The sequence below is a fragment of the Pseudomonas bharatica CSV86 genome (genome assembly GCF_000319305.2).
Classification (GTDB): Bacteria; Pseudomonadota; Gammaproteobacteria; order Pseudomonadales; family Pseudomonadaceae; genus Aquipseudomonas; species Aquipseudomonas bharatica.
This window is the reverse complement of the sequence record NZ_AMWJ02000002.1, coordinates 2,680,001-2,700,445: the sequence shown is the minus strand read 5'-3', so window position 1 is coordinate 2,700,445 and position 20,445 is coordinate 2,680,001. Positions and strand designations below refer to the sequence as shown.

Genomic DNA, 20,445 nt, shown 5'->3' with positions numbered 1-20,445 from the left:
TTAGCTTCTACTCGCCGGGCATCAAGCCGGCTGCACGAGAGCATCTACCCCCTAGCCTGCTGGTTATAAGTCCCAGGGCATCCCCTCGTCCGGGTTAACAATCAGCGCATAACTTTCGGCTGCCATCAGGTCATTCAAGGAACTTGCAATGAACAGTCTCGAACCGCTGTTGCATGAAAAGAAAACCGAACTGGCGAAACATCCAATCTTCGCTGAAATCCACTCGCTTCCGATACTTCGTCGCTTTATGGAAACCCATGTTTATGCCGTCTGGGATTTCATGTCGCTGACCAAGCGCCTGCAGCAAGAGCTGACCTGCATCCGCTTGCCCTGGCTGCCGCCGCGTGATCCGGAGGCCGCGCGACTGATCAACGAAATCGTATTGGGCGAGGAATCGGATGATCGCCTCGACCGAGGCCACTACAGCCATTTCGAGTTGTATCTGGATGCGATGCGCGAGGTCGGCGCCTGCACCGCCGGCATCGAGCGTTTCGTCGCGCTGCAGCGAGAAGGTATGCCTCATCGCGCCGCACTGCACCACGCGGGCGCCAGCGAGGCAGCCCAGGCGTTCGTCGGGCAAACCCTGGACATCGCCTTGAATGCCCCGGCACATGCCGTGGCTGCAGCCTTCCTGCATGGACGGGAGAGCGTGATTCCCAGCATGTTCCAGCGCATTCTCGATGACTGGGGAATCACCGGCAGCCAGGCGCCGACCTTCCGCTATTACCTGCAACGGCACATCGAGGTGGACTCGGAGGATCACGGGCCGGCAGCCGGGCAGCTGCTGGCACGCCTGGTCGGCGACGACCCCCAACGCGAGCAGGAAACATACGAGGCTGCGATCGCTGCGGTGGAAAGCCGATTGGCGTTCTGGGATCGGCTGCGTCTGTCGATGCATCAGGAAGTCGCCGAGGCCAGCGTATGAACAGTCTCGACTATCAGTCCTTTTCCGACACCTGGGAAGACCGGGCCACCATCCGCACTCGCCCCCGGCGCCTGGTGGAAGACGATCATCGTCTGCTCTATCCGTTGAGCCGGCTCCCCCTGGTACTGAGTGCAACCTTCCAGAACGAATGCGCGCACCTGCGCGACTTCGCCCTCGCACAGGGGCTCTACAAGTTCATCAACGACGTGGTGATCTTCGAGACCGAGATCGTTGACCGCACCGCCCGCGCCATTGCCAAGGACCGCTTTGCCGTGCGCTTTCCCCCGGCCTGTCGCTACGACGCCATGACCGTGGTAGTGGACGAGGATTATCACGCCCTGGTGGCGATGGACTTCATGCAGCAGGCCATTGCCCTGACCGGCATCCAACCGGTGATCCTGCCGACCGAGATCGAGTTGAGCCGGGCCATTCCGGCCGCGCTGGCGCTGGTCCCCGAACGGTTGCGCGACGCCGTCGAGCTGATCTGCGTAGCCATTGCGGAAAACACCCTGACCAACGACGTCGCCGCCTTTGCCCGGGACGACAGCGTCAAGCCGTCGATCAAGGGCTTGATGGCCGACCATCTGCTCGACGAGGGGCGTCACTCCACCTTCTGGGCACGCTTGACCCGGATCTACTGGGGCCAGGCGCCGGAGGCGGATCGCCAACTGATCGCCGGGGTACTGCCGGTATTCATTGCGCATTACCTGACCAACGAGATCCAGAAGTCCTTCGACCTGCAACTGATCGAAGCGCTGGATATCACGAGGCCGGTCGCTGCAGCACTGCGGGAGGAGGTGGCCAGCATGGCTTGGCCGATTGGTCATCAGCATCCGTTGCTGGGAAACATCCTGCGTTTTTTCAGAAACAGCTCACTGCTCGATACACCGTGCGTGCAAGAAGCGCTGGCCGGCTACCTGCCATCGGCAAGGAGGGAGTCATGAAACGCCTGGAGATTGTGCTGGCCGGCAGTAGCCAGACCTTGGGCATGCTGCATTCGCAGCTGGAGGAACATGGTCATGTGGTAAAGCTGGCTAACGGTCAGGAGGCACTTGCTGGCCACACCTCGGCCAGGCCCGACCTGGTGATCGAAGACGGCAGCCGCGAGCTGCCAGACTTCGGCGGCTGTGCAGTTCTTGGCCTGCGGGTTGGCAGCAGCATACCGGTCGCCGGAAAACTGCCCGAGCTGGAGTTGCTGTATTGGGCCGGTACGGCGCAGGCACAGCGGCTGATCGATCGTCAGCCGCTGGAGCAGGAAGTTTCAGGCAATGGTCAGGCTCTGCGCATGAGGGCGCTGAAGGCAATGCAGGAGCGGGTGGCATTGCATGTCAGTCGCCTCTCCCGCTACCCGGATCATTTTCGCGCGATCCAGGCCAGTGAACCGATGCGCCAGGCCCATGAGCATGCCTTGGATTGGCTGGAAAAGCTGGCGTGGATGCATGTCTTCAACCGTGACCTGAAACAAGGGTTACTGCTGGCAAGCACAACCCCAGTGATCGTGCGGCTGGAACAAAGCCTGTTGGAACATGCGCGGCTGCCGGCGCTGAATTTCGATGGACAGCGCTTCAGCTATGCCCACCTGCACGGGCAAGCGTCAGCCATACAGGCTCGGTTACTGCCGTTGCTGAGCGGGGAAACACCGGTGGTTGCCGTATGCCTACCGAAATCAGTGGAGCTGTATGCCAGCTTGCTGGCGGTACTGGGTTGCGGAGCGATTTATCTGCCGCTGGATCCGGAAACGCCTGTCGAACGCTTGCGCTTCATCCTGAGCAACGCCAAGGCCAGCGTGCTGATCCATGATGCAACGAGCACGGCACTTGCCGGTGCAGTACCGACGCTGGATCTGGGCCATCTGCCGGAGCGGACGGAAGGGGCCGGCCTGGTCAGGACGAGGCCGGACATCGATGCGCCCTGCATCGCGATCTATACCTCCGGCACTACCGGCCAGCCCAAGGGCGTGGTGCTCAGCCAGGGTAATGTCAGCCACTTCCAGGCTTGGTACAGCGCCCATGTGCGGCTCACACCGAACAGTCGCGTGTTGCAGTTTTCCACCATCAATTTCGATGCCTCGCTCCTCGACATCCTGCCGACATTGGTTTGCGGAGCGGAACTGGTGGTACCGAACGAGCAACAGCGGCGGGATCCGGCGAGCCTGGAGGCGCTGATTCGGCAGCAGGAGGTAACCCACGCATTCCTGCCCCCTGCCCTGCTCAGCCTGCTGACGCTGGAGCGCACCGGCCTGGAACATCTAATCACCGGAGGCGATGTCTGCGAGCCAGCAGTGGTGGAGCGGCTGGCCGGGCGCTTTCGCTTCCACAACATCTATGGCCCGACCGAGACCACGGTGCTGGCCACGACGCGGGTATTCGCGCCGGGAGACAACGTGCGCAACCTGGGGATGCCAATCAGTAACAGCCGGGTGTTCCTGCTCGACGAACAGTTGCAGCCGGTACCGGAGGGTAGCCGCGGCGAGCTGTATATCGGCGGGCCTGGCGTCGGCCTGGGTTACCTGAACAATCCAGCGCTGAGCGAAGAACGCTTCATTAGTCTCGAACTGCCCGACGGCGAACGGATCAGGCTGTATCGCACCGGCGATCTGGCCCGATGGACTGCCACAGGTATCGAAATCTGTGGGCGCCGGGACAACCAGGTGAAGATCCGCGGGTTCCGTGTCGAACCCGAGGAAATCGAGCATTGCCTGCGCGGGAGCCGTCTTTTCGGCCAGGTAGCGGTTGTGATCGATGGGCAACGTCGGGTGTTGGCATTTCTCGCACAGCCGATGGATGCCGAGGCACCTGAACGGCTGCGTGCGTATGCCGAACAGCATCTGCCCGACTATATGCGGCCATCGGTCTACCAAGAGCTGGCACAGATGCCCTACACGGCCAACGGCAAAATCGACCGTCGGGCGTTGTTGGGTCTGTCAGTGGCGCCTGGAGGAAACGGGCCGCGCCGGCCTCCTGCCAGCGCTCTGGAGGCGCGTTTGCTGGGCTTGTGGAGCGAGCTGCTGGAGTTGCCGGTCGAGGAGATTTCCACCGATGACAGCTTCTTCAACCTCGGCGGACATTCGATCCTGCTGTCGCGCCTGCTGTTGGCGATTCGTGAGCATTTCGGTCAAGGCATTCCGATAAATCGCTTCATCGAAGAGCCGACACTGCAGCGCCTGGGCGCATTGCTCAGCGGGGCGCGGAGCGTTAATAGCACCCTCCATCCGCAAGCGTTGGCAGATGCCGCCCGTGCGATCGAATTACAAGCTCTACCGATGGAAAGGCTTGGTGATGTGCATCGAGTGATAGTCACCGGGGCAAACAGTTTTCTCGGTGTGCATATTGTCGCAGCGCTACTGGATTGGGGCGCGACGGAGGTGGCATGCCTGGTTAGACGTGGGCCAGACACAAGTGCCACCGAACGATTTGCCCAGGCGGTCAGCGAGAATCGCATCAGCGGCCTGGACTGGCGGCGCATCCGCGTTCTGGAAGCCGATTTGCGTCGGCCGAAGCTGGGCCTGAGCGAGGCCGACCATGAGGATCTGGATCGTCGCTACGGTGCACTTATCCACAATGCGGCCCAGGTTAACCACGTGCTGGATTACCCGGCGCTGGCAGCGGACAACGTCGAGCCGCTCTTCGAGTGCTTGCGCCTGTGCGAGGGGCGAACCAAGAAGATTTTCAATTTCGTTTCCACCCTGTCTGCTTGCAGCGCCAGGGATGAAAACGGTCGCGTGCTGGAACAACCGCCCGCTGCAACTCCGCCGCTGTACATTCGCAACGGCTACAACCTGAGCAAATGGGTGGGCGAGCGCATTCTTCAGCGCGCGCAGGAGCAAGGTGTCTGGGTGAACCTGTTTCGCCCGGGGAACATCACCTTCAACAGCCGCAGCGGCGTCTCACAGCCGCACAAGAACCGTCTGATGCTGATGCTCAAGGGCTCACTGCAGCTGGGCCAGGTGCCGGCACTGGATCTTCAGTTCGATCTGATGCCGGTGGACTTCCTGGCTCGCTTCATCGCCTTCCACGCCAGCCGTTATCGCGCTGGACAGGCCGTGTTCCACCTTCATAACCCGGAGCCTCTTCACTGGACGCGCTATGTCGCGGCATTTCGTGATGCCGGGCGAAGCTTCGAGCTGGTCAGCGTGGCGCAGTGGCAGCGCCAACTACAGCAGGTCGATCGCGACAACGCGCTGTTTGACGTTCTCGGCTTTTATCTCGACGGGTTCGAGGAAGACATCGGCGACATCTCACTGATCGAGCATGCCAATGCACGCGATGGCGTGCACTTGATGGGCGAGCGCTATCCGGAGAAAAGCCCTGCCCTGCTTGAGCTTGGCTGCCGCTACCTGCGGGAAATCCGCTTCATTTGATTCACCACCCAGAGGGCAACATCATGCGAGTACTGAAACCCGACACGCTGATCCGCAATCCGCAAGGCTGCCTGGTCGTGTCCCAGGTCGATATCGAAGCACCGGCAAGCAATACCTGGCATATCGTTGGCAATTTCGCCGGGTTCGCCGTGTTCATACCGGCACTCAGCCACATCGAGATGACGGGCACTGGCGTGCGTTCGATCCGCAAGAAGTTCTTCAAAGACAACAACTTCGTGATCGAGCAACTGAACTCGAGGGATGAGCAGGCGATGTACATGACCTGGAGCCTGATTCATACCAGCCTGAATATCGGCAATCTATGGGCGGCCATGGAGGTTAAGGATCTGGATAACAACCGCAGCCGGGCTATATGGACCATCCAGGGCGAGCCATGGGAGGGCGGCCCGGAGGCGCTCCCGGCGTTTCAGGCCTTTCTGCAGAAGTTTGCCGACGACGCCATGAACAACGTGCGCAATCTACTGACCTAGGCCCTGAAAAGACAAAACCCCTGTCTGCAATGCAGACAGGGGTTTCGGAATGAATCTTGACGATGACCTACTCTCACATGGAGAAGCTCCACACTACCATCGGCGATGCGTCGTTTCACTACTGAGTTCGGGATGGGATCAGGTGGTTCCAACGCTCTATGGTCGTCAAGAAATTCTGTGTGCCGTTCCGTCATCAAGCGACGGCGCAGCGAAATCCTGGTACTTCTACTAAAAGACAAAACCCCTACTTGCATAAGCAGATAGGGGTTTCGGAATTGAATCTTGACGATGACCTACTCTCACATGGAGAAGCTCCACACTACCATCGGCGATGCATCGTTTCACTACTGAGTTCGGGATGGGATCAGGTGGTTCCAATGCTCTATGGTCGTCAAGAAATTCTGTGTGCCAACTCGTCTTTCGACGCCTCAGCAAATCGGGTATGTGACAGTTGTGGTTTGCACGAACTTTCGGTTCATTGCGTCTTCACCACCACAATCCGGCTTTTCAGCGCAGATTGCTTGGGTGTTATATGGTCAAGCCTCACGGGCAATTAGTATTGGTTAGCTCAACGCCTCACAGCGCTTACACACCCAACCTATCAACGTCGTAGTCTTCGACGGCCCTTCAGGGAGCTCAAGGCTCCAGTGAGATCTCATCTTGAGGCAAGTTTCCCGCTTAGATGCTTTCAGCGGTTATCTCTTCCGAACATAGCTACCCGGCAATGCCACTGGCGTGACAACCGGAACACCAGAGGTTCGTCCACTCCGGTCCTCTCGTACTAGGAGCAGCCCCTCTCAAATCTCAAACGTCCACGGCAGATAGGGACCGAACTGTCTCACGACGTTCTAAACCCAGCTCGCGTACCACTTTAAATGGCGGGTATACGGATTTAATGGTTGATGGGGCACCTTCACCCCATCAATCTGATACCACCCTCAGATGGTTGATAGATCGACTCCGTAGTTGAGTTCCTCTGCGAAGTCCGGCAGTCCGTAACCGATGGTTTTCTTGTAGAAAGGAGAGACCTTCGCAGTCGGTGCCTTCTTCGGGTATCCGGAATTTCTGGTTGATAAAATGCCAAAGATGTAAAGAAGAAAATCTTTCTCAGCGGATTATCTGATTGATCCTCTTCAGCCTACTCTACTGCCAATTTTCTGTTTCCACCTTCGCCTGAGTCTTCATAGCGATGCTGACTAGGGAGGACAGCGAGAGCTGGGCAAGCGTCAAAGCGGTTCTGGTTCATGCGCAATCCGGACACCTGCACAACATTCCTCTTGTAAGAAACCGATCAAATTCTCTAGGTGCCCATACTCGGGTATACAGACAATCGTGCGGCTATGTTTCTCCTGCCGGATCAGCCCTACCTTGGCCATGCGCGCAAGGTGATGTGATAGCGTCGAAGCAGGAATACCCAGCCCCTTCTGGATATCTCCGACCGAAGCCCCATCATGGCCAGCTTTGACCAGAAAGCGGAACACGGACAGTCGGTGACTATTCCCTAGCTCAGCTAAGCTGGCTGCAACCTTTTCGTGATCCATAGCACGCCCCAATAATTCGATGTTTCTAGAATTATAGTTGACAGGTCGGATAAACGCAAGTAGGCTGCGTACATCATTTCGACAATACTAGAAATATAGGAGTAATATTGAATGTCATCTCAACTCCAAGACGCTCTAGGCATGTTCGCCTTTCTCGCTATCGAGCTATCGGTTTTATTCATTGGCATTAGCTTGCTGGTCGGAGTTCTTCAACGTCACATCCCACCATCCAAGGTGGAAGCGTTACTGACTTCCAGTGGGAAGCGAGGCTATTTTCTTGCTGCTGGTTTAGGAGCTATAACGCCCTTCTGTAGTTGCTCGACTATCCCCATGTTGAAAGGGTTGATTCGGGCACGGGCCGGTTTTGGGCCGATGATGGTGTTTCTTTTCTCATCTCCGTTGCTGAATCCTATCGTCGTCGGCCTGCTGGTTGCCACGTTTGGATGGACACTTACTGCTATCTATGTGCTCGCCGCTTTGGTGGTCGCGGTAGGTGCCGGATGGCTGCTTCACACGCTTGGCTTCGAGCGTTATGTGCGCCGGACGGCGACACAAGAGAGCAGTGGATGTAGTTCATCAGCAAGCCCGTGCAGTGCTACATCGACCGCATCGAGTTGCGGCACCAACAGCTGCGACACCACTCCGAAGACGGCTTCTTGCGGGGCTGATAGGAAGACAACAGTCTCTACGTCTAGCGAATGCTGTGACAGTCAACCCACTGTCACGGTTAAGAAAGAAGGGAAGTACAGTGGTGTGTGGCGGGAAGCTTGGTCGGACTTTATCGATGTGTTGCCTTACCTGCTCATCGGTATTGCGATTGGCAGCGTGATCTATGGTTTCATGCCCACTGACTTATTGGAGCAGTATGCAGGCCCAGATAATCCCTTTGCCATTCCAGTTGCCGCTGTCATCGGCGTGCCGTTGTATATTCGCGCTGAAGCCGTCATACCTCTGGCAGCGGCTCTGATGGCCAAAGGCGTGGGTGCCGGGACGGTGCTAGCGTTGATCATCGGCAGTGCCGGAGCCAGCCTGACTGAGCTCATTCTGTTGCGCTCTTTGTTCACGCTGAAGCTTTTAGCGGCGTTTTTAGCAGTCATTTTTGCTATGGCGATGATTGCCGGTTACGCCACCTACCTGTTTTTCTGATCAAGGCGGGAGATGATTAATTCGTTAAGCCTTCCTGGGTACCAGTTGGTGGATTCTGATGAGCAGAATGAAGACATACATTTTCGGCTTGAAGCACCTACACCAGTAGCCTGCGAGGGGTGCGGCGTGCAGGGTGAGTTCGTGCGGTTCGGCAAGCGTGACGTTCCCTATCGTGATCTGCCCATCCACGGCAAGCGGGTCACTCTCTGGGTGGTCCGCCGCCGATACACCTGCCGGGCCTGCAAGACAACATTCAGGCCCCAGCTACCGGAGATGGTGGACGGATTCCGTATGACACTGCGGCTGCATGAGTACGTGGAGAAGGAATCCTTCAACCACCCCTACACCTTTGTGGCGGCACAGACCGGCCTGGACGAGAAGACGGTGCGCGACATCTTCAACGCCCGCGCCGAGTTCCTGGGGCGCTGGCACCGCTTCGAGACGCCCCGCATCCTGGGCATTGACGAGCTATACCTGAACAAGCGCTACCGCTGCATTCTGACCAACATTGAGGAGCGAACCCTGCTCGACCTGCTGGCCACCCGCCGCCAGGACGTGGTGACCAACTACCTGATGAAGCTGAAAGACCGGCAGAAGGTCGAGATCGTCAGCATGGACATGTGGAACCCCTACCGGGCAGCGGTCAAGGCTGTGCTGCCCCAGGCCCGTATCGTGGTCGATAAGTTCCATGTGGTGCGCATGGCCAACGATGCCCTAGAGAGAGTGCGCAAGGGCCTCAGAAAGGAGCTGAAACCGTCCCAGAGCCGGACTCTCAAGGGAGACCGGAAAATCCTGCTGAAACGCGCTCACGAAGTCTCAGACCGGGAGCGCCTCATCATGGAGACCTGGACAGGCGCGTTCCCGCAACTGCTGGCCGCCTACGAGCACAAGGAGCGCTTCTACGGCATCTGGGACGCCACCACACGGCTCCAGGCAGAAGCCGCCCTGGACGAGTGGATAGCCACCATCCCGAAGGGCCAAAAGGAAGTCTGGAGCGATCTGGTCAGGGCAGTGGGAAACTGGCGCGAAGAGACCATGACCTACTTCGAGACGGACATGCCCGTCACCAACGCTTACACGGAGTCCATCAACCGACTGGCCAAGGACAAGAACCGTGAAGGGCGCGGTTACTCCTTCGAGGTGATGCGGGCACGAATGCTCTACACCACGAAGCACAAGAAGAAGGCACCGACTGCGAAGGTCTCTCCTTTCTACAAGAAAACCATCGGTTACGGACTGCCGGACTTCGCAGAGGAACTCAACTACGGAGTCGATCTATCAACCATCTGATAATGGTATCAGGTTGGTGGGGTAAAGGTGCCCCATCAACCATTAAATCCGTATACCCCCTTCTTCTTGTGCTTCGTGGTGTAGAGCATTCGTGCCCGCATCACCTCGAAGGAGTAACCGCGCCCTTCACGGTTCTTGTCCTTGGCCAGTCGGTTGATGGACTCCGTGTAAGCGTTGGTGACGGGCATGTCCGTCTCGAAGTAGGTCATGGTCTCTTCGCGCCAGTTTCCCACTGCCCTGACCAGATCGCTCCAGACTTCCTTTTGGCCCTTCGGGATGGTGGCTATCCACTCGTCCAGGGCGGCTTCTGCCTGGAGCCGTGTGGTGGCGTCCCAGATGCCGTAGAAGCGCTCCTTGTGCTCGTAGGCGGCCAGCAGTTGCGGGAACGCGCCTGTCCAGGTCTCCATGATGAGGCGCTCCCGGTCTGAGACTTCGTGAGCGCGTTTCAGCAGGATTTTCCGGTCTCCCTTGAGAGTCCGGCTCTGGGACGGTTTCAGCTCCTTTCTGAGGCCCTTGCGCACTCTCTCTAGGGCATCGTTGGCCATGCGCACCACATGGAACTTATCGACCACGATACGGGCCTGGGGCAGCACAGCCTTGACCGCTGCCCGGTAGGGGTTCCACATGTCCATGCTGACGATCTCGACCTTCTGCCGGTCTTTCAGCTTCATCAGGTAGTTGGTCACCACGTCCTGGCGGCGGGTGGCCAGCAGGTCGAGCAGGGTTCGCTCCTCAATGTTGGTCAGAATGCAGCGGTAGCGCTTGTTCAGGTATAGCTCGTCAATGCCCAGGATGCGGGGCGTCTCGAAGCGGTGCCAGCGCCCCAGGAACTCGGCGCGGGCGTTGAAGATGTCGCGCACCGTCTTCTCGTCCAGGCCGGTCTGTGCCGCCACAAAGGTGTAGGGGTGGTTGAAGGATTCCTTCTCCACGTACTCATGCAGCCGCAGTGTCATACGGAATCCGTCCACCATCTCCGGTAGCTGGGGCCTGAATGTTGTCTTGCAGGCCCGGCAGGTGTATCGGCGGCGGACCACCCAGAGAGTGACCCGCTTGCCGTGGATGGGCAGATCACGATAGGGAACGTCACGCTTGCCGAACCGTACGAACTCACCCTGCACGCCGCATTCCTCGCAGGCGATGGGATCGGGCACGTCCACCTGGAAGTGCATTTCGTCGTCGGTTGATTTGCAGCCCAGTACTTGGTATTGCGGCAGGTGAAGGATGTTGTCGGGAAGTTCGGTCATGGTGTTGTATAGGCGTAGGTGTCAGTCAGATCCATCCGACTCGGCATTGGTGTTTGCTTTTTTACCCAACAAGCTGCTGGAAACGAAAAGTAAGGCACCGAGGACAATTGCAATATCAGCCAGGTTGAAGGCCGGCCAATGCCAGTCTCGCCAATAGAAATCAAAGGAATCCACAACATAGCCGCGAAAGACCCGGTCAATCAGGTTGCCCATGGCGCCACCGAGGATAAGACTGTAAGCGATGGCTTCTCCTTTATGACGATTTTCAAGGATCAGCTTGATCAGAAAAATCGAGACCACTACCGCGATTCCGATAAAAAAGTAGCGCTGCCAGCCTCCACCATTCGCAAAAAGACTGAATGCGGCACCGGTGTTCCATAGGTGCACCCAGTTAAAGAACGGGGTCACCGAAACATACTCGCCATAGGCCATTGATTGCTGCACCAGCCACTTTACAGCCTGATCAGACGCTGCCAGCAGGCCCGATATGGACAATAGGGCATACGGCGAGAGCTTTTTGCCAATAATGAGCATTATTTAACCCTTCAACGCCAAAATGCGTCTGGCACCGTTAAGTACAATGCCCCCGCGATGGTGCCGATAATCAGATCCGGATAATTGGAACCGGTCCACGCGACCAGGGCGCCGGCGGTGATGACCCCCAGGTTGATCACCACGTCGTTGGCCGAGAATATCCAGCTTGCCTTCATGTGCGCCCCGCCTTCCCGATGTTTGGATATGAGCAGCAGACAACTGGTATTGGCAATCAATGCGACGAATGCGATAGCCATCATCACCAGCGATTCAGGCTCACTACCGAATACAAAGCGTCTCACCACCTCTACGAGCACGCCCACAGCCAAGATCAGTTGCAGTACACCAGCAAGATGCGCGGCACGTACCTGCATTTTCACGCTATGTCCAACCGCATAAAGGGCAAGCCCGTACACCGCCGCATCGGCAAAATTGTCCAGGGATTCTCCAATCAGGCCGGTGGACCGGGCGATCAGACCGGCAGTCATTTCCACCACGAACAGAAGTGCATTGATGCCGAGCAACCAGCGCAGGGTCCCGGATTCTTGCTTAGCAGAAGCTGCCGAAAACTCGGCGGCCTTGATGGTCTCCGGATTTGCAGCGACGGTTTCCTGAAGCGAGGCGCCTAGCCCCAAGGTCTTCAGTTTCGAGGTGACGGGCTCGACCTCGCCGTCATGCACGACCTTCAGCCGGCGGTTCGACAAGTCGAAGGACAGCGCCCGAATCTCCTCAAAGCCGTTCAGGGCTAGGCGAATCATTCGTTCTTCTGATGGACAGTCCATCTTCGGCACGGCATAAACACTGACCCATCTCCCTGGCGCCTCGGAGGAGGCCTGTATATCGGTATCCGCTGCGGACGTTGCATCACCGCCACAGGCGCCACCACAGGATTTGCTCATGATACGACTCCACTTGAACAATGTTGTGGTACCATTTAAAACTATAAAGCTACTATAAGGTCAATAGAGTAAAGAATCCGTTGGGGAGGAGGCTGATGCGCATTGGTCAGTTGGCGCAGTTGGTAGGGGTCGAAACACAGACGATCCGCTTCTATGAACAGCAGGGCTTGTTGCCGCCGCCTGATCGGCAGGACAACGGTTACCGTGTCTATACCGAGAAGCATGGTGAGGGGCTGGCCTTCATCCGTCGCTGCAGAATCCTGGGCCTGTCACTGGCTGAGATTCACGAACTACAGAGCTATGAGGACGACCCTCATCAGCCTTGTACCGCCGTCAACGCCTTGCTCGATGATCACATCTCTCATGTGCGGTCGCAGATAACCGCTCTGCAAGCGCTTGAGAAACAACTCGTTTCACTGAGAGCGAGTTGCAACGATGACCGGGAAGTTGAGGCGTGTGGGGTTCTTGCTGGAATTAGCGAAGGAAACATGCACCAGCAGTAGGTGAAGCATCAACCAGATAATCCGATGAGATGCCGGTCTGTCTCACTCTCATGCAAAGGTAAGATCAACCATTTAATCCGCTTACCCTAAATGGCGAACAGCCATACCCTTGGGACCGGCTTCAGCCCCAGGATGTGATGAGCCGACATCGAGGTGCCAAACACCGCCGTCGATATGAACTCTTGGGCGGTATCAGCCTGTTATCCCCGGAGTACCTTTTATCCGTTGAGCGATGGCCCTTCCATACAGAACCACCGGATCACTAAGACCTACTTTCGTACCTGCTCGACGTGTCTGTCTCGCAGTCAAGCGCGCTTTTGCCTTTATACTCTGCGACCGATTTCCGACCGGTCTGAGCGCACCTTCGTACTCCTCCGTTACTCTTTAGGAGGAGACCGCCCCAGTCAAACTACCCACCATACACTGTCCTCGATCCGGATGACGGACCTGAGTTAGAACCTCAAAGTTGCCAGGGTGGTATTTCAAGGATGGCTCCACGCGAACTGGCGTCCACGCTTCAAAGCCTCCCACCTATCCTACACAAGCAAATTCAAAGTCCAGTGCAAAGCTATAGTAAAGGTTCACGGGGTCTTTCCGTCTAGCCGCGGATACACTGCATCTTCACAGCGATTTCAATTTCACTGAGTCTCGGGTGGAGACAGCGCCGCCATCGTTACGCCATTCGTGCAGGTCGGAACTTACCCGACAAGGAATTTCGCTACCTTAGGACCGTTATAGTTACGGCCGCCGTTTACCGGGGCTTCGATCAAGAGCTTCGCGTTAGCTAACCCCATCAATTAACCTTCCGGCACCGGGCAGGCGTCACACCCTATACGTCCACTTTCGTGTTTGCAGAGTGCTGTGTTTTTAATAAACAGTCGCAGCGGCCTGGTATCTTCGACCGACATGGGCTTACGGAGCAAGTCCTTCACCCTCGCCGGCGCACCTTCTCCCGAAGTTACGGTGCCATTTTGCCTAGTTCCTTCACCCGAGTTCTCTCAAGCGCCTTGGTATTCTCTACCCAACCACCTGTGTCGGTTTGGGGTACGGTTCCCGGTTATCTGAAGCTTAGAAGCTTTTCTTGGAAGCATGGCATCAACCACTTCGTCGCCTAAAGGCAACTCGTCATCAGCTCTCGGCCTTGGAATCCCGGATTTACCTAAGATTCCAGCCTACCACCTTAAACTTGGACAACCAACGCCAAGCTGGCCTAGCCTTCTCCGTCCCTCCATCGCAATAACCGGAAGTACAGGAATATTAACCTGTTTTCCATCGACTACGCTTTTCAGCCTCGCCTTAGGGACCGACTAACCCTGCGTCGATTAACGTTGCGCAGGAAACCTTGGTCTTTCGGCGTGGGAGTTTTTCACTCCCATTGTCGTTACTCATGTCAGCATTCGCACTTCTGATACCTCCAGCAAGCTTCTCAACTCACCTTCACAGGCTTACAGAACGCTCCTCTACCGCATCACCTAAGTGATACCCGTAGCTTCGGTGCATGGTTTGAGCCCCGTTACATCTTCCGCGCAGGCCGACTCGACTAGTGAGCTATTACGCTTTCTTTAAAGGGTGGCTGCTTCTAAGCCAACCTCCTAGCTGTCTAAGCCTTCCCACATCGTTTCCCACTTAACCATGACTTTGGGACCTTAGCTGACGGTCTGGGTTGTTTCCCTTTTCACGACGGACGTTAGCACCCGCCGTGTGTCTCCCATGCTCGGCACTTCCAGGTATTCGGAGTTTGCATCGGTTTGGTAAGTCGGGATGACCCCCTAGCCGAAACAGTGCTCTACCCCCTGGAGTGATACATGAGGCGCTACCTAAATAGCTTTCGAGGAGAACCAGCTATCTCCGAGCTTGATTAGCCTTTCACTCCGATCCACAGGTCATCCGCTAACTTTTCAACGGTAGTCGGTTCGGTCCTCCAGTCAGTGTTACCTAACCTTCAACCTGCCCATGGATAGATCGCCCGGTTTCGGGTCTATACCCAGCGACTAAACGCCCTATTAAGACTCGCTTTCGCTACGCCTCCCCTATTCGGTTAAGCTCGCCACTGAATATAAGTCGCTGACCCATTATACAAAAGGTACGCAGTCACCTAACAAAGTAGGCTCCCACTGCTTGTACGCATACGGTTTCAGGTTCTATTTCACTCCCCTCTCCGGGGTTCTTTTCGCCTTTCCCTCACGGTACTGGTTCACTATCGGTCAGTCAGTAGTATTTAGCCTTGGAGGATGGTCCCCCCATATTCAGACAAAGTTTCTCGTGCTCCGTCCTACTCGATTTCATTGACAAGAGATTTTCGTGTACGGGGCTATCACCCACTATGGCGGCACTTTCCAGAGCCTTCCACTAATCTCAAGTCAACTTAAGGGCTAGTCCCCGTTCGCTCGCCACTACTAAGGGAATCTCGGTTGATTTCTTTTCCTCAGGGTACTTAGATGTTTCAGTTCCCCTGGTTCGCCTCATGTACCTATGTATTCAGTACAAGATACTCAGCTTGTGCTGAGTGGGTTCCCCCATTCAGAGATCTCTGGATCACAGTCTGTTTGCCGACTCCCCAAAGCTTATCGCAGGCTACCACGTCTTTCATCGCCTCTGACTGCCAAGGCATCCACCGTATGCGCTTCTTCACTTGACCATATACCCCAAGCAATCTGGTTATACTGTGAAGACGACATTCGCCGAAAATTCATGACAAAAAGGGTATCCGGAATTTCTGGTTGATAAAATGCCAAAGATGTAAAGAAGAAAATCTTTCTCAGCGGATTATCTGATTGATCCTCTTCAGCCTACTCTACTGCCAATTTTCTGTTTCCACCTTCGCCTGAGTCTTCATAGCGATGCTGACTAGGGAGGACAGCGAGAGCTGGGCAAGCGTCAAAGCGGTTCTGGTTCATGCGCAATCCGGACACCTGCACAACATTCCTCTTGTAAGAAACCGATCAAATTCTCTAGGTGCCCATACTCGGGTATACAGACAATCGTGCGGCTATGTTTCTCCTGCCGGATCAGCCCTACCTTGGCCATGCGCGCAAGGTGATGTGATAGCGTCGAAGCAGGAATACCCAGCCCCTTCTGGATATCTCCGACCGAAGCCCCATCATGGCCAGCTTTGACCAGAAAGCGGAACACGGACAGTCGGTGACTATTCCCTAGCTCAGCTAAGCTGGCTGCAACCTTTTCGTGATCCATAGCACGCCCCAATAATTCGATGTTTCTAGAATTATAGTTGACAGGTCGGATAAACGCAAGTAGGCTGCGTACATCATTTCGACAATACTAGAAATATAGGAGTAATATTGAATGTCATCTCAACTCCAAGACGCTCTAGGCATGTTCGCCTTTCTCGCTATCGAGCTATCGGTTTTATTCATTGGCATTAGCTTGCTGGTCGGAGTTCTTCAACGTCACATCCCACCATCCAAGGTGGAAGCGTTACTGACTTCCAGTGGGAAGCGAGGCTATTTTCTTGCTGCTGGTTTAGGAGCTATAACGCCCTTCTGTAGTTGCTCGACTATCCCCATGTTGAAAGGGTTGATTCGGGCACGGGCCGGTTTTGGGCCGATGATGGTGTTTCTTTTCTCATCTCCGTTGCTGAATCCTATCGTCGTCGGCCTGCTGGTTGCCACGTTTGGATGGACACTTACTGCTATCTATGTGCTCGCCGCTTTGGTGGTCGCGGTAGGTGCCGGATGGCTGCTTCACACGCTTGGCTTCGAGCGTTATGTGCGCCGGACGGCGACACAAGAGAGCAGTGGATGTAGTTCATCAGCAAGCCCGTGCAGTGCTACATCGACCGCATCGAGTTGCGGCACCAACAGCTGCGACACCACTCCGAAGACGGCTTCTTGCGGGGCTGATAGGAAGACAACAGTCTCTACGTCTAGCGAATGCTGTGACAGTCAACCCACTGTCACGGTTAAGAAAGAAGGGAAGTACAGTGGTGTGTGGCGGGAAGCTTGGTCGGACTTTATCGATGTGTTGCCTTACCTGCTCATCGGTATTGCGATTGGCAGCGTGATCTATGGTTTCATGCCCACTGACTTATTGGAGCAGTATGCAGGCCCAGATAATCCCTTTGCCATTCCAGTTGCCGCTGTCATCGGCGTGCCGTTGTATATTCGCGCTGAAGCCGTCATACCTCTGGCAGCGGCTCTGATGGCCAAAGGCGTGGGTGCCGGGACGGTGCTAGCGTTGATCATCGGCAGTGCCGGAGCCAGCCTGACTGAGCTCATTCTGTTGCGCTCTTTGTTCACGCTGAAGCTTTTAGCGGCGTTTTTAGCAGTCATTTTTGCTATGGCGATGATTGCCGGTTACGCCACCTACCTGTTTTTCTGATCAAGGCGGGAGATGATTAATTCGTTAAGCCTTCCTGGGTACCAGTTGGTGGATTCTGATGAGCAGAATGAAGACATACATTTTCGGCTTGAAGCACCTACACCAGTAGCCTGCGAGGGGTGCGGCGTGCAGGGTGAGTTCGTGCGGTTCGGCAAGCGTGACGTTCCCTATCGTGATCTGCCCATCCACGGCAAGCGGGTCACTCTCTGGGTGGTCCGCCGCCGATACACCTGCCGGGCCTGCAAGACAACATTCAGGCCCCAGCTACCGGAGATGGTGGACGGATTCCGTATGACACTGCGGCTGCATGAGTACGTGGAGAAGGAATCCTTCAACCACCCCTACACCTTTGTGGCGGCACAGACCGGCCTGGACGAGAAGACGGTGCGCGACATCTTCAACGCCCGCGCCGAGTTCCTGGGGCGCTGGCACCGCTTCGAGACGCCCCGCATCCTGGGCATTGACGAGCTATACCTGAACAAGCGCTACCGCTGCATTCTGACCAACATTGAGGAGCGAACCCTGCTCGACCTGCTGGCCACCCGCCGCCAGGACGTGGTGACCAACTACCTGATGAAGCTGAAAGACCGGCAGAAGGTCGAGATCGTCAGCATGGACATGTGGAACCCCTACCGGGCAGCGGTCAAGGCTGTGCTGCCCCAGGCCCGTATCGTGGTCGATAAGTTCCATGTGGTGCGCATGGCCAACGATGCCCTAGAGAGAGTGCGCAAGGGCCTCAGAAAGGAGCTGAAACCGTCCAGAGCCGGACTCTCAAGGGAGACCGGAAAATCCTGCTGAAACGCGCTCACGAAGTCTCAGACCGGGAGCGCCTCATCATGGAGACCTGGACAGGCGCGTTCCCGCAACTGCTGGCCGCCTACGAGCACAAGGAGCGCTTCTACGGCATCTGGGACGCCACCACACGGCTCCAGGCAGAAGCCGCCCTGGACGAGTGGATAGCCACCATCCCGAAGGCCAAAAGGAAGTCTGGAGCGATCTGGTCAGGGCAGTGGGAAACTGGCGCGAAGAGACCATGACCTACTTCGAGACGGACATGCCCGTCACCAACGCTTACACGGAGTCCATCAACCGACTGGCCAAGGACAAGAACCGTGAAGGGCGCGGTTACTCCTTCGAGGTGATGCGGGCACGAATGCTCTACACCACGAAGCACAAGAAGAAGGCACCGACTGCGAAGGTCTCTCCTTTCTACAAGAAAACCATCGGTTACGGACTGCCGGACTTCGCAGAGGAACTCAACTACGGAGTCGATCTATCAACCATCTGATAATGGTATCAGGTTGGTGGGGTAAAGGTGCCCCATCAACCATTAAATCCGTATACCCCCTTCTTCTTGTGCTTCGTGGTGTAGAGCATTCGTGCCCGCATCACCTCGAAGGAGTAACCGCGCCCTTCACGGTTCTTGTCCTTGGCCAGTCGGTTGATGGACTCCGTGTAAGCGTTGGTGACGGGCATGTCCGTCTCGAAGTAGGTCATGGTCTCTTCGCGCCAGTTTCCCACTGCCCTGACCAGATCGCTCCAGACTTCCTTTTGGCCCTTCGGGATGGTGGCTATCCACTCGTCCAGGGCGGCTTCTGCCTGGAGCCGTGTGGTGGCGTCCCAGATGCCGTAGAAGCGCTCCTTGTGCTCGTAGGCGGCCAGCAGTTGCGGGAACGCGCCTGTCCAGGTCTCCATGATGAGGCGCTCCCGGTCTGAGACTTCGTGAGCGCGTTTCAGCAGGATTTTCCGGTCTCCCTTGAGAGTCCGGCTCTGGGACGGTTTCAGCTCCTTTCTGAGGCCCTTGCGCACTCTCTCTAGGGCATCGTTGGCCATGCGCACCACATGGAACTTATCGACCACGATACGGGCCTGGGGCAGCACAGCCTTGACCGCTGCCCGGTAGGGGTTCCACATGTCCATGCTGACGATCTCGACCTTCTGCCGGTCTTTCAGCTTCATCAGGTAGTTGGTCACCACGTCCTGGCGGCGGGTGGCCAGCAGGTCGAGCAGGGTTCGCTCCTCAATGTTGGTCAGAATGCAGCGGTAGCGCTTGTTCAGGTATAGCTCGTCAATGCCCAGGATGCGGGGCGTCTCGAAGCGGTGCCAGCGCCCCAGGAACTCGGCGCGGGCGTTGAAGATGTCGCGCACCGTCTTCTCGTCCAGGCCGGTCTGTGCCGCCACAAAGGTGTAGGGGTGGTTGAAGGATTCCTTCTCCACGTACTCATGCAGCCGCAGTGTCATACGGAATCCGTCCACCATCTCCGGTAGCTGGGGCCTGAATGTTGTCTTGCAGGCCCGGCAGGTGTATCGGCGGCGGACCACCCAGAGAGTGACCCGCTTGCCGTGGATGGGCAGATCACGATAGGGAACGTCACGCTTGCCGAACCGTACGAACTCACCCTGCACGCCGCATTCCTCGCAGGCGATGGGATCGGGCACGTCCACCTGGAAGTGCATTTCGTCGTCGGTTGATTTGCAGCCCAGTACTTGGTATTGCGGCAGGTGAAGGATGTTGTCGGGAAGTTCGGTCATGGTGTTGTATAGGCGTAGGTGTCAGTCAGATCCATCCGACTCGGCATTGGTGTTTGCTTTTTTACCCAACAAGCTGCTGGAAACGAAAAGTAAGGCACCGAGGACAATTGCAATATCAGCCAGGTTGAAGGCCGGCCAATGCCAGTCTCGCCAATAGAAATCAAAGGAATCCACAACATAGCCGCGAAAGACCCGGTCAATCAGGTTGCCCATGGCGCCACCGAGGATAAGACTGTAAGCGATGGCTTCTCCTTTATGACGATTTTCAAGGATCAGCTTGATCAGAAAAATCGAGACCACTACCGCGATTCCGATAAAAAAGTAGCGCTGCCAGCCTCCACCATTCGCAAAAAGACTGAATGCGGCACCGGTGTTCCATAGGTGCACCCAGTTAAAGAACGGGGTCACCGAAACATACTCGCCATAGGCCATTGATTGCTGCACCAGCCACTTTACAGCCTGATCAGACGCTGCCAGCAGGCCCGATATGGACAATAGGGCATACGGCGAGAGCTTTTTGCCAATAATGAGCATTATTTAACCCTTCAACGCCAAAATGCGTCTGGCACCGTTAAGTACAATGCCCCCCGCGATGGTGCCGATAATCAGATCCGGATAATTGGAACCGGTCCACGCGACCAG

13 protein-coding genes, 3 rRNA genes, 4 pseudogenes and 1 other annotated feature (1 of these 21 running past the window's edge) are annotated in these 20,445 nt (G+C 56.4%); of the genes and pseudogenes, 9 read left to right on the top strand and 11 right to left on the bottom strand.

Annotated elements, in window-relative coordinates:
• The first annotated feature begins 148 nt into the window (after positions 1–148).
• From CSV86_RS26315 to CSV86_RS26300, 4 genes are read left to right on the top strand one after another with little or no spacing between them, the layout of a single operon-like run.
• Complete coding sequence (locus CSV86_RS26315; RefSeq protein WP_009408425.1) at positions 149–925, top strand: DUF3050 domain-containing protein; 777 nt, start codon at positions 149–151, stop codon at positions 923–925.
• Positions 922–1,869, top strand: coding sequence for a diiron oxygenase (locus CSV86_RS26310; protein ID WP_009408421.1), 948 nt, complete (start codon positions 922–924; stop codon positions 1,867–1,869). The genes CSV86_RS26315 and CSV86_RS26310 overlap by 4 nt, the downstream gene beginning before the upstream one ends.
• Positions 1,866–5,285 (top strand): amino acid adenylation domain-containing protein, encoded by a 3,420-nt coding sequence (locus CSV86_RS26305; protein WP_009408420.1) that lies wholly within the window; start codon positions 1,866–1,868, stop codon positions 5,283–5,285. Before CSV86_RS26310 ends, CSV86_RS26305 begins: the two co-directional genes overlap by 4 nt.
• A 23-nt stretch (positions 5,286–5,308) precedes the next feature.
• Complete coding sequence (locus CSV86_RS26300; RefSeq protein WP_009408417.1) at positions 5,309–5,776, top strand: SRPBCC family protein; 468 nt, start codon at positions 5,309–5,311, stop codon at positions 5,774–5,776.
• 54 nt (positions 5,777–5,830) lie between these two features.
• Here CSV86_RS26300 and rrf (CSV86_RS26295) read toward each other — a convergent pair.
• From rrf (CSV86_RS26295) to CSV86_RS26285, 3 genes are all read right to left on the bottom strand, one after another.
• Positions 5,831–5,946, bottom strand: a 5S ribosomal RNA gene (rrf, locus tag CSV86_RS26295).
• Between the two features lie 110 nt (positions 5,947–6,056).
• Positions 6,057–6,172: ribosomal RNA gene (gene rrf / locus CSV86_RS26290) — 5S ribosomal RNA — on the bottom strand.
• A 149-nt stretch (positions 6,173–6,321) separates the two neighbouring features.
• Positions 6,322–6,587, bottom strand: a sequence feature (23S ribosomal RNA rRNA prediction is too short).
• Positions 6,588–7,002: 415 nt separating this feature from the next.
• Positions 7,003–7,317 carry an ArsR/SmtB family transcription factor gene (locus CSV86_RS26285; protein ID WP_000349485.1) on the bottom strand — a complete coding sequence of 105 codons (315 nt, stop codon included), beginning with the start codon at positions 7,315–7,317 and terminating at the stop codon, positions 7,003–7,005.
• A gap of 141 nt (positions 7,318–7,458) precedes the next feature.
• Between CSV86_RS26285 and CSV86_RS26280 the strand changes: the two genes are divergently transcribed.
• Positions 7,459–8,463: a permease gene (locus tag CSV86_RS26280; protein WP_040363373.1), complete on the top strand. Its 1,005-nt coding sequence runs from the start codon at positions 7,459–7,461 to the stop codon at positions 8,461–8,463.
• Between the two features lie 12 nt (positions 8,464–8,475).
• Positions 8,476–9,753, top strand: coding sequence for an ISL3 family transposase (locus CSV86_RS26275; protein ID WP_000610830.1), 1,278 nt, complete (start codon positions 8,476–8,478; stop codon positions 9,751–9,753).
• Positions 9,754–9,812: 59 nt separating this feature from the next.
• On the opposite strand, the pseudogene CSV86_RS26270 reads toward CSV86_RS26275, so the two are convergent.
• The 3 genes and pseudogenes from CSV86_RS26270 to CSV86_RS26260 all read right to left on the bottom strand — a co-directional run.
• Positions 9,813–10,997 (bottom strand): annotated as a pseudogene (locus CSV86_RS26270) (ISL3-like element ISPpu12 family transposase); the annotation flags it as partial.
• Between the two features lie 21 nt (positions 10,998–11,018).
• A complete protein-coding gene (gene lspA / locus CSV86_RS26265) occupies positions 11,019–11,531 on the bottom strand; it encodes a signal peptidase II (protein ID WP_003821921.1) in 513 nt (170 codons plus the stop codon).
• A 3-nt stretch (positions 11,532–11,534) separates the two neighbouring features.
• A pseudogene (locus CSV86_RS26260) lies at positions 11,535–12,430 on the bottom strand (cation efflux transmembrane domain-containing protein).
• A 95-nt stretch (positions 12,431–12,525) separates the two neighbouring features.
• On the opposite strand from CSV86_RS26260, the gene cadR reads away from it, so the two are divergent.
• Entirely contained in the window at positions 12,526–12,933 is a 408-nt protein-coding gene (gene cadR / locus CSV86_RS26255; protein ID WP_009403731.1) for a Cd(II)/Pb(II)-responsive transcriptional regulator, read from the top strand.
• Here cadR and CSV86_RS26250 read toward each other — a convergent pair.
• Together CSV86_RS26250 and CSV86_RS26245 are read right to left on the bottom strand one after the other, a co-directional pair.
• A 23S ribosomal RNA gene (locus CSV86_RS26250) occupies positions 12,931–15,571 on the bottom strand. The genes cadR and CSV86_RS26250 overlap by 3 nt on opposite strands.
• A 239-nt stretch (positions 15,572–15,810) precedes the next feature.
• Positions 15,811–16,125, bottom strand: a complete 315-nt coding sequence (locus CSV86_RS26245; RefSeq protein WP_000349485.1) for an ArsR/SmtB family transcription factor — start codon at positions 16,123–16,125, stop codon at positions 15,811–15,813.
• Positions 16,126–16,266: 141 nt separating this feature from the next.
• Between CSV86_RS26245 and CSV86_RS26240 the strand changes: the two genes are divergently transcribed.
• Together CSV86_RS26240 and CSV86_RS26235 are read left to right on the top strand one after the other, a co-directional pair.
• Complete coding sequence (locus tag CSV86_RS26240) at positions 16,267–17,271, top strand: permease (protein WP_040363373.1); 1,005 nt, start codon at positions 16,267–16,269, stop codon at positions 17,269–17,271.
• A gap of 12 nt (positions 17,272–17,283) precedes the next feature.
• A pseudogene (locus CSV86_RS26235) lies at positions 17,284–18,559 on the top strand (ISL3 family transposase).
• A 59-nt stretch (positions 18,560–18,618) separates the two neighbouring features.
• Here CSV86_RS26235 and CSV86_RS26230 read toward each other — a convergent pair.
• The 3 genes and pseudogenes from CSV86_RS26230 to CSV86_RS26220 all read right to left on the bottom strand — a co-directional run.
• Positions 18,619–19,803 (bottom strand): annotated as a pseudogene (locus CSV86_RS26230) (ISL3-like element ISPpu12 family transposase); the annotation flags it as partial.
• A 21-nt stretch (positions 19,804–19,824) separates the two neighbouring features.
• Complete coding sequence (gene lspA, locus CSV86_RS26225) at positions 19,825–20,337, bottom strand: signal peptidase II (RefSeq protein ID WP_003821921.1); 513 nt, start codon at positions 20,335–20,337, stop codon at positions 19,825–19,827.
• A gap of 3 nt (positions 20,338–20,340) precedes the next feature.
• A protein-coding gene (locus CSV86_RS26220; protein WP_004364974.1) for a cation efflux transmembrane domain-containing protein crosses the window boundary here: on the bottom strand, positions 20,341–20,445 show its 3' portion. Its footprint extends 792 nt past the window's final position; 105 of the gene's 897 nt are visible here — the last part of the coding sequence; its start codon lies beyond the right edge, outside the window; the stop codon is at positions 20,341–20,343.